This is a genomic window from Mycolicibacterium sp. MU0053 (genome assembly GCF_963378095.1).
GTDB lineage: Bacteria > Actinomycetota > Actinomycetes > Mycobacteriales > Mycobacteriaceae > Mycobacterium > Mycobacterium burgundiense.
The window spans coordinates 5,065,186-5,073,981 of record NZ_OY726397.1 but is presented as its reverse complement, the minus strand read 5'-3'; the positions used below and the strand labels follow the sequence as shown (position 1 = coordinate 5,073,981).

Here is an 8,796-nt window from a genome sequence, read left to right as displayed (position 1 = left end):
ACATAATTCAATGACAATACAATCGGGTATCGATAGATGGCAAACAAGGTAGGGTGACGGCAATGTGGAGCGACGTATTGGGGTTGGCGCTGTTGGCGGCGCTCAATCCGATGTTGCTCGCCTTCATCCTGCTCGTGCTTTCGCGGCCGCGACCGGTGCAGAATCTGCTCGCCTTCTGGGTCGGCTGCCTGATCGTGAATGTGCCGCTGTGGCTGGGCGCGCTGTTGGCGCTGCACCTGATCCCGTCCTTCGAATCCTTCGCCCGCGACATGGTGACCCCGGACCCGAACTCCGGTGTTCAGCCGCTGCAACTCGGTACCGGGGCGTTCTGTCTCTTGATTGCCACGCTGATCGCCGCGCACATGATGCGTCGACGGGTGAGGCAACCGGTGCCGGTCGGCGCCGGTGGTCCCACCTCTGACCTGATTCTGGACCCGACCCCGCCGCGCCCACCGGGTCGCATCAGAAGCACGTTCGCCCCGCTGGAATCTACAATCCGGCGGCTCTTCGCGCGGGCCAAGGAGGCCTGGGAAAGCGGGACCGTATGGGTCTCGCTGCTGTTCGGGCTCGGCTACATTGCGCCGCCCCCGCTGATCCTGTTGGTGGACACCATCATCGTGGGATCGGGGGTCCCGATCGGTACCCAGATTCTGGCCGTTTTCGCGTTCATCTTCGTGATGCTGGCGGTACTGGAGATCGCGCTGCTGAGCTATGCGGTTACTCCCGGGAGAACCCAGGCCGTCCTGGAACCGCTACACGGATGGGCGCAGGCCCACCGCATGCAGATCCTGCTGGCCCTGTTCGTGCTCGTCGGGGTATGGCAGATGATCACCGGTCTCGGGGCGATCTGAGGCACGCAGCCCAGCGTCCAAGTTTGACCGCTTCACCCCATGCCGAATTCCCCGAACAAGCTGCATTACCGTAAGGCCCTATGAACCGCGTATCGGTAATCACGGGTGGGGCCGGCGGCATGGGCGTGGCGACGGCGAAGATCGTCGGCCGAGACAATCTGGTGGTACTCGGCGACGTTCGCCAGGACCGTCTCGAGACCGCGGCCGCGGCCCTCGCGGATCTCGGCATCGTCGCCACCGTATTCAATTGCGATGTCACCGACCGCGAGGCGGTCCGCCAACTCTTCGATACCGCTTCGAGCCTCGGGACGGTGGCCTCAGTGGTCCACGCCGCCGGGGTGAGCCCGAGCATGGGCGACGCCGACTACGTCATGCGCACCAACGCGCTCGGCACGGTCAACGTCAACGAGGCCTTCTTCGAGATCGCAGGGGAGGGTTCGGCGATCGTCAACGTCGCCTCGATGGCCGCCCACCTGCTGCCCGACGAGATGGTCCCGATCGCTACGTTCCCGCTCGCGCTGCAGGACCGCGACCGTTTCCTGACCGACATGCTCGCGGCCTGCAACATCGTGCCCGAGGAGATGCGCTCCGGCATCGCCTACGCGGTGAGCAAGAACTTCGTCCGCTGGTACTCCACCGCGCAGGCCGAAAGGTTCAACGGTCGCGGCCTGCGGATCGTGTCGGTGTCGCCCGGTTCGGTCGACACCGAGATGGGCCGGTTGGAAGAACAGGCCGGTGCCGGTGCGATGGTGGCCGACGCCGCGGTCCCGCGGTGGGGCAAGGCCGAGGAAATGGCCGAGTTGTTCGCGTTCTGCGTCAGCGACAAGGCCGGATACCTCACCGGTACCGACATTCTGAACGACGGCGGCGTCGTCGCCTCGATGCGGGAGCGGGCCCGGGTGGCCGCCGCCAACGGCTGAGAAGAAGCGGGCCATACTCGTAGGCGTTGACACCGCCGACCGAGAGGACCCTGGCATGGCTGAGCCGGTGATGGTCCGGATCCTGGGTGTCGGGATGGGACCCCATCATGTGACAGCTGAAGTCGCCGAGGCCCTGCGCGACGTGGACTACGTGCTGGCTGCCGACAAGAGCCCCAGCGACGGCGACGACGGTCTGCTCGCCCTGCGGCGCCAGATCGTCGAGGCCCATGGCCGGCCGGGTGACCCGCCCGAGATCGTCACCGTGCCTGACCCGGAGCGCAACCGCGCCGTCGGCCTGAACACCCCCGGATACGAGGGCGCCGTGGCCGATTGGCATGAAGCGCGGGCGGCACGCTACGCCGCGGTGCTGCGCGAGCGCGGCGGCACCGCGGCGTTCTTGGTGTGGGGCGACCCGTCGCTCTACGACTCGACCATCCGAATCGTCGAGCGGGTTCGCGACCTGGGGGTACCGCTGGAATTCGATGTGCTGCCGGGTATCAGCGCGCCACAACTGCTGGCCGCCCGCCACCGCATCGTGCTGCACGAGATAGGCCGTCCGGTGCACGTGACCACCGGACGTCGGTTGCAGGAGGCCGTCGCCGCCGGGTTGGACAACATCGTCGCAATGCTCAATCCACCCCCGGAGCGGCTGGACCTGACGGGTCTCGACGACTGGACCCTGTGGTGGGGGGGCAATCTCGGTGCCGAGTCCGAGCGCCTGGTCACCGGTAGGCTGGGCGCGGTGCTCGGCGACGTCGCCGCAGCGCGGACGGCCGCCAAGGACGAGGCCGGCTGGGTGATGGACCTGTTCCTGGTGAGGAAGAGCTGATGCCCGGTCTGCTGGTCGCGGGCACCACGAGCGATGCGGGCAAAACCGTTGTCACCACCGGTCTTTGCCGGGCACTGGTGCGCCGAGGCCTCAAGGTGGCGCCGTTCAAGGCGCAGAACATGTCCAACAACTCGATGGTGTGCGAGACCGCGGACGGACAGGGCGTCGAGATCGGCCGCGCGCAATGGGTGCAGGCGCTCGCGGCACGAGCGACGCCGGAGCCGGCAATGAACCCCGTCTTGCTCAAACCGGGTAGTGATCGGCGCAGCCACGTCGTGCTGATGGGACGGCCGTGGGGAGCGGTGTCCTCCTCGGACTGGGTGGCCGGCCGACGCCCACTGGCCGCGGCGGCGCACGCCGCGTTCGACGACCTCGCCGGCCGCTTCGATGTAGTCGTCGCCGAGGGCGCGGGTAGCCCCACCGAGATCAACTTGCGCGCAGGCGATTACGTCAACATGGGCCTCGCGCGCCACGGCCGGCTGCCCACCGTCGTGGTGGGCGACATCGATCGCGGCGGGGTCTTTGCGGCCTTCCTGGGGACCGTCGCCCTGCTCTCGGCCGAGGATCAGGCGTTGGTGGCGGGGTTCATCGTGAACAAGTTCCGTGGGGACGAAACCCTGTTGGCGCCGGGATTGCGCGATCTCGAGCGCGTCACCGGCCGCCGGATCTACGGAACCCTGCCGTGGAACCCCGATCTCTGGCTCGACTCCGAGGACGCATTGGATCTGCAGTCCCGGCGATCGGCCGCCCTCGGGTCGCGCCGGGTGGCGGTGGTCCGACTGCCGCGCATCAGTAACTTCACCGACGTCGACGCGCTGGGGCTCGAACCGGATCTCGACGTGGTGTTCGCCTCGGACCCGCGCGCCCTCGGCGATGCCGATCTGGTGGTGCTACCCGGCACTCGCGCAACGATTTCCGACCTGGCGTGGCTGCGGGAGCGCGGGCTGGACCGGGCGGTGCTCGACCATGCCGCGGCCGGCAAGCCACTGCTCGGAATCTGTGGCGGATTCCAGATGTTGGGGCGCACGGTCCGCGACCCGGCGGGCGTCGAGGTGGCGGCGGTCGAGGTCGACGGGCTTGGGCTGCTCGACGTGGAAACCATCTTCTCGGCCACGAAAGTCCTTGGCCTGCCGGATACAACGGAGCTGGGCGCACGCGCCGCCGGCTACGAGATCCACCACGGACGCATCCACCGCGGGCCCGGGGCCGAACCGTTTCTCGGCGGCGCCCGGTCCGGATCGGTGTTCGGCACCATGTGGCACGGCGCGTTGGAAGGCGACGAGTTCCGCGCGGCGCTGCTACGCGAGACCCTGGGCCTGGCACCGTCGGGGGTCAGCTTTCCCGCCGCCCGCGAGCGCCGCCTCGATCTGCTCGGTGACCTCGTCGAACACCATGTGGACGTGGATGCCTTGGTGGACCTGATCTTCGCCGGCGCCCCCGCGGCGCTGCCCTTCCTTTCTCCCGGAGCGCCGTGATGTCGATGCGTGTTCTGCTGTTGGGTGGCACGGCCGAGGCGCGGGGACTTGCGGCAAGACTCGTGGACCACGGCATCGAAGTCACCAGCTCACTGGCCGGCCGGGTGGTCGACCCGCGAATGCCGGTCGGGCCGGTGCGCATCGGCGGGTTCGGCGGCGTCGAGGGGCTGCGCAATGCGCTGGCCGAGTACGACGTGGTCGTCGACGCCACCCATCCGTTCGCGGCCACGATATCCGCCAACGCCGTCGCCGCCTGCACCACCGGCCCGGTCCGGCGACCCCTGCTGCGCCTGGAACGCCCGGGGTGGGCCGAGCGGTCACGCTCGTCGTGGCACTGGGTGGACACCCATGAACAGGCCGCGACCGAGGCGGCGCGCCTCGGCGACCGGCCGTTTCTCACCATCGGTCGACAGCGGCTCGCGCTGTTCGTGCCGGCGTTGCGGGAGCGTGCGACGTTGGCCCGGGTCGTGGACGAACCCGACTTCGAGTTGCCGGCCCGGTGGCGGCTGCTCACCAGCCGCGGCCCCTACGAGCTACCGGGCGAGCTGACGCTGCTGCGCGAACACCGGGTCGATGTGCTGGTCACCAAGGACTCCGGTGGCGAATACACCTGGCCGAAAATGCTGGCCGCCGAGGAACTGGGCATACCGGTGGTCATCGTGCGCCGACCGGGTGTGCCCGGTGAGGTTCCCGTCGTGGCCGGCGTCGACGAGGCGCTGGACTGGGTGCGCAACCAACGCCGCCTACGATGAGCGAGTGCGGATTCTGGTGACCGGTGGGGTGCGTTCCGGCAAGTCCCGGCATGCCGAAGGACTCCTGGCCGGGACCGCCGATGTCACCTACATCGCGCCGGGGCGCCGCGCCGACGGCGGCGACCCCGACTGGGATGCGCGCGTGAGCTTGCACCGGTCGCGCCGACCCGCCGGCTGGTCCACGGTGGAGACCGCCGACCTCGAAAACGCCCTGCGCGGAGCCGAGGGCCCGGTCCTCGTCGACTGCCTGGGCACCTGGCTCACCGCCCTGGTCGACGACGAACAACTGTGGGAGGCCCCGGCCGACACCGTCGACACCGTGGTCGGGGCGCGCGTCGACGCGGTCTGCGACGCGTTGCGCGCGCGTCCGCAGGCAGTTCTGGTGACCAACGAAGTTGGCTACGGCGTGGTGCCAGAACACCGCTCCGGCAGGCTTTTTCGCGATCTGCTCGGAACGGTCAACCAGCGCGTGGCGACGGTCTGCGACGAGGTGCACCTGGTGGTGGCGGGTCGGGTCCTCAAGCTCTGAGAGAGGCTTGGTCGGTTGCTTTCTCGCCGTGCGGTGCTGCCTGTCTCCTACGGCCGCTCGGCTGGAAGTCGTCATCAGACGATGACGGTCCACAGCCGAGGGGCGTCCCGGAGACCGGACACATCCGCAACTACCACTCGATGCCGCGCTGCCCCTTCTGCCCGGCATCCATCGGGTGCTTGATCTTCTGCATCTCGGTGACCAGATCGGCGATCTCGGTCAGCTTCGGGTCGGCGCGGCGGCCGGTGATCACCACATGCTGGTGGCCGGGGCGGTTGGTGAGCGTCTCGACGACGTCGTCGATGTCGACCCAACCCCAATTGATCGGGTAGGTGAACTCGTCGAGAATGTACAGCTGGTGGGATTCTGCGGCGAGGCGGCGCTTGATCTCGGTCCAGCCCTCGGCGGCGGCCTGCGCATGGTCGGCGTCGGACCCCGCCTTACGGCTCCAGGACCAGCCGGAACCCATCTTGTGCCATTCGACGGGACCGCCCTCGCCGGTTTCGGTGTGCAGGTCGCCGAGACGCTCGAGGACCGTCTGCTCACCGATCCGCCACTTCGCGGATTTCACGAACTGGAAGACCCCGATCCGAAAGCCCTGGTTCCAGCCGCGCAGCGCCAGCCCGAACGCCGCGGTCGACTTGCCCTTGCCGTCGCCGGTGTGGACCAGCAACAGCGGCCGGTTACGGCGCTGACGGGTGGTGAGGCTGTCGTCGGGAACCACCGACGGCTGTCCCTGCGGCATCTAGGCCAATCCCACGCTAAGCACGCGGCCACGCTAGCATCGCCGCCGTGGCGGTTGAAGATGTGTATCTCACCGTGGTCGGAATCGGGGCGGACGGCTGGGCGGGGTTACCCGACGCCGCACGCGCACTGATTCAGCACGCCGAAGTGGTCCTTGGCGCTCCCCGGCACCTCGACATGCTCCCGCAGGTCAGCGGCCAGCGACGCGCCCCCTGGCCCTCTCCGCTGCGTGCCGCCCTGCCGGCCGTCATCGAGTCGATCGATGCGCGCCACGTCGTCGCACTCGCCTCCGGTGACCCGATGCTCAGTGGCGTGGGCACCACGTTGATCGACCTGCTCGGTGCCGATCGAGTGACGGTGCTGCCGCACGTGTCGTCGCCGGCATTGGCCCGCGCCCGCCTCGGCTGGTCGGCCGAGTCCACCGCCGTCGTCAGCGTGGTGGGTCGCGACGTGCACGCGGTGCTGCGCGAATTGGCGCCGGGCCGCCGAGTGCTGGTGCTGTCCTCGGATGAGCACACCCCGGGAGAACTGGCGGCTCTGTTGGCCCGGCGCGGCTACGGCTCGAGCCGAATGGTGGTCCTCGGTGAGCTGGGCAGCGCCACCGAAACCCGAACGGAGACCACACCCGCGACGTTTGATGGAGCGGCCCCGCGTCTGAACATCGTCGCCCTGGAGCTCGCCGGCCCCATCGAAACCAGTTGGGCCACAGGAATAGCCGATGATCTCTTCGAGAACGACGGGCAGCTCACCAAGCGGGATCTGCGCGCGGCGGCGCTGGCTCGGTTGCTGCCCGTGCCGGGCCAACTGCTGTGGGACATCGGCGCGGGTGCAGGCTCGGTCGGCATCGAATGGATGCGCGCGCACCCGATGTGCCGAACGATCGCAGTGGAAGCCGACGCGACGCGCGCCGAGCGGATCGCCCGCAACGCCCGCAACCTGGGGGTGCCGAGCCTGCAGGTGGTGCACGGCAGCGCCCCGGACGCGTTGGCGGGGCTGCCGGCCCCCAACGCGGTGTTCATCGGCGGTGGGGCCACCCGGCCCGGGGTGCTGGACGCGTGCATGGCCGTGTTGGCACCGGCGGGTCGACTGGTGGTGCACGGCGTCACCGTGGAGACCGAAATGCTGCTCGGCCGCGCCCGCTCCGAGCACGGCGGCGAACTGACCCGGATTCATGTGGAACGCGCCGCGCCGGTGGGGTCGTTCACCGGCTGGACGCCGGGTCGTGCGGTCACGCAGTGGGCCTACATCAAGGCGTGACCTCAGCGGGGCGAATACCGCTCCTGATGCACCACGGTCTCGAGCGGGCTGCGGCTGCGCCAGCCGTGCCGCTCAAGGTCGGGCACCTCCGGTAGCTCGGCGATGTGGCCGACGCACAGCCAGGCCACCGGTCGCAGGTGCGCGGGCATTCCCACCAGATCGCGCAGGAAATCCTCACGGTAGAACGAAACCCAACCCACCCCAAGGCCTTCCGCGGTAGCGGCGAGCCAGAGGTTCTGGATCGCGCAGATCACCGAGTAGAGACCCGCGTCGTCAATCGCGTGCCGGCCGAGGACCTGCGGGCCGCCTCGGGTGGGGTCGTATCCGACGACGATGCCCAGCCGCGATTCGCAGATACCCTCGATCTTGATCTGCGCGAAGGTGTCCGCCCGCTCGCCGGTCAGTCGGGAGGCAAAGGCCTCCCGCTCCAAGGCCACGTGGTCGCGGAAGGTGGCCAGCGTTGCCGGTGAACGGACCAGGACAAAGTCCCACGGCTGCGACATGCCCACCGAGGGTGCGGCGTGCGCAGCCGATAACACGCGCGTGAGCACATCGGGAGATATTGGGGCGCCGGTGAATTCGCGACGGGTGTCGCGGCGGCGTTCGATGATGTCGTACAGGTTCATTGCGGGTCGCCGTCCGGCGCTCTGCGGCTGCGCTCGCGCGTGGGGGCATAGAGAAAGCTCTCGCCGGCCTCTGGGTCGGCACGCTGCGCCAGCGCGCGGCCGACCAGGATGATCGCGGCCTGCCGCAGATCGGCGGCCTCCACGCGGTCGGCGATGTCGGCCACCGTGCCGCGAAGGACCAGTTCCGCCGGCTGGGAGGCGCGGTAGACCACCACCACGGGGCAGTCCGGCCCGTATGACGACGCGAGCTCATCCATGAGCGCCCGGGTGCGGGTGATGGCCAGATGTAGTACCAGGGTCGCGCGGGTGGCCGCGAAGGCGGCGAGCGATTCGGATTCGGGCATCGCCGTCGAACGGTGTTGGGTCCGCGTCAGCACCACCGACTGCGCGACCAGCGGCACGGTGAGTTCGTGGCCGACCCGGGCTGCGGCCGCGGCGTAGGCGGGCACCCCCGGCGTCAGCGCCCAGGGCACCCCTGCCCGGTCGAGGCGCCTGGTCTGTTCGGAGACCGCGCTGTAGAGCGTGGGGTCGCCGGAAACCAGTCTGACGACCCGCATCCCGGTTCGCTGCGCGACGACGATCCGCTCGATGATGGCATCCAGGTCGAGATCCTGGGTGTCGACGAGATCGGCTTTCGGCGAGCAGTTTTCGAGGACTTCGGGGTCCAAATAGGTGCCGGGGTAGAGGACCACGTCGGCCTCGGCGAGCAGGCGGGCGGCGCGCAGCGTGAGGAGATCGGCGGCACCGGGGCCGGCTCCGACGAACTGGACCGCATTCACCGGTGCAGTCTACGACGCCGGGTACGCGGGTGTT

Annotated in this window: 10 protein-coding genes; 7 read left to right on the top strand and 3 right to left on the bottom strand. The window is 69.1% G+C overall.

Going from position 1 to position 8,796, the window contains the following annotated elements:
• The first annotated feature begins 62 nt into the window (after window positions 1-62).
• The 6 genes from RCP80_RS24140 (at window position 63) to RCP80_RS24115 (ending at window position 5,356) form a co-directional block, all read left to right on the top strand.
• Window positions 63-851 (top strand): GAP family protein, encoded by a 789-nt coding sequence (locus RCP80_RS24140; RefSeq protein WP_308480092.1) that lies wholly within the window; start codon window positions 63-65, stop codon window positions 849-851.
• Window positions 852-931: 80 nt separating this feature from the next.
• Window positions 932-1,771, top strand: a complete 840-nt coding sequence (locus RCP80_RS24135; RefSeq protein ID WP_308480091.1) for an SDR family oxidoreductase — start codon at window positions 932-934, stop codon at window positions 1,769-1,771.
• 55 nt (window positions 1,772-1,826) lie between these two features.
• The gene (cobF, locus tag RCP80_RS24130) at window positions 1,827-2,600 is read left to right on the top strand and encodes a precorrin-6A synthase (deacetylating) (RefSeq protein WP_308480090.1); all 774 of its coding nucleotides are present in this window, start codon (window positions 1,827-1,829) and stop codon (window positions 2,598-2,600) included.
• On the top strand, window positions 2,600-4,075 hold the full coding sequence (locus tag RCP80_RS24125) for a cobyric acid synthase (RefSeq protein WP_308480089.1): 1,476 nt from the start codon (window positions 2,600-2,602) through the stop codon (window positions 4,073-4,075). The genes cobF and RCP80_RS24125 overlap by 1 nt, the downstream gene beginning before the upstream one ends.
• Window positions 4,076-4,080: 5 nt before the next feature.
• Window positions 4,081-4,827 carry a cobalt-precorrin-6A reductase gene (locus RCP80_RS24120; protein WP_308483003.1) on the top strand — a complete coding sequence of 249 codons (747 nt, stop codon included), beginning with the start codon at window positions 4,081-4,083 and terminating at the stop codon, window positions 4,825-4,827.
• 4 nt (window positions 4,828-4,831) lie between these two features.
• Window positions 4,832-5,356 (top strand): bifunctional adenosylcobinamide kinase/adenosylcobinamide-phosphate guanylyltransferase, encoded by a 525-nt coding sequence (locus RCP80_RS24115; protein ID WP_308480088.1) that lies wholly within the window; start codon window positions 4,832-4,834, stop codon window positions 5,354-5,356.
• A gap of 130 nt (window positions 5,357-5,486) precedes the next feature.
• Here the strand turns inward: RCP80_RS24115 and cobO are convergent, their stop codons facing one another.
• Window positions 5,487-6,101, bottom strand: coding sequence for a cob(I)yrinic acid a,c-diamide adenosyltransferase (gene cobO, locus RCP80_RS24110; protein ID WP_308480087.1), 615 nt, complete (start codon window positions 6,099-6,101; stop codon window positions 5,487-5,489).
• 47 nt (window positions 6,102-6,148) lie between these two features.
• On the opposite strand from cobO, the gene cbiE reads away from it, so the two are divergent.
• Window positions 6,149-7,357 carry a precorrin-6y C5,15-methyltransferase (decarboxylating) subunit CbiE gene (cbiE, locus tag RCP80_RS24105; protein WP_308480086.1) on the top strand — a complete coding sequence of 403 codons (1,209 nt, stop codon included), beginning with the start codon at window positions 6,149-6,151 and terminating at the stop codon, window positions 7,355-7,357.
• Window positions 7,358-7,359: 2 nt separating this feature from the next.
• On the opposite strand, the gene bluB is transcribed toward cbiE, so the two are convergent.
• Together bluB and RCP80_RS24095 are read right to left on the bottom strand one after the other, a co-directional pair.
• A complete protein-coding gene (gene bluB, locus RCP80_RS24100; RefSeq protein ID WP_308480085.1) occupies window positions 7,360-7,983 on the bottom strand; it encodes a 5,6-dimethylbenzimidazole synthase in 624 nt (207 codons plus the stop codon).
• Entirely contained in the window at window positions 7,980-8,762 is a 783-nt protein-coding gene (locus RCP80_RS24095) for a cobalt-precorrin-4/precorrin-4 C(11)-methyltransferase (protein ID WP_308480084.1), read from the bottom strand. The genes bluB and RCP80_RS24095 overlap by 4 nt, the downstream gene beginning before the upstream one ends.
• Window positions 8,763-8,796 lie beyond the last annotated feature (34 nt).

Coding starts and splice junctions, on each gene's coding strand:
- RCP80_RS24140 (WP_308480092.1), top strand. CDS start 63: ATGTGGAGCGACGTATTGGGGTTGGCGCTGTTGGCGGCGCTCAATCCG.
- RCP80_RS24135 (WP_308480091.1), top strand. CDS start 932: ATGAACCGCGTATCGGTAATCACGGGTGGGGCCGGCGGCATGGGCGTG.
- cobF (WP_308480090.1), top strand. CDS start 1,827: ATGGCTGAGCCGGTGATGGTCCGGATCCTGGGTGTCGGGATGGGACCC.
- RCP80_RS24125 (WP_308480089.1), top strand. CDS start 2,600: ATGCCCGGTCTGCTGGTCGCGGGCACCACGAGCGATGCGGGCAAAACC.
- RCP80_RS24120 (WP_308483003.1), top strand. CDS start 4,081: ATGCGTGTTCTGCTGTTGGGTGGCACGGCCGAGGCGCGGGGACTTGCG.
- cobO (WP_308480087.1), bottom strand. CDS start 6,101: ATGCCGCAGGGACAGCCGTCGGTGGTTCCCGACGACAGCCTCACCACC.
- bluB (WP_308480085.1), bottom strand. CDS start 7,983: ATGAACCTGTACGACATCATCGAACGCCGCCGCGACACCCGTCGCGAA.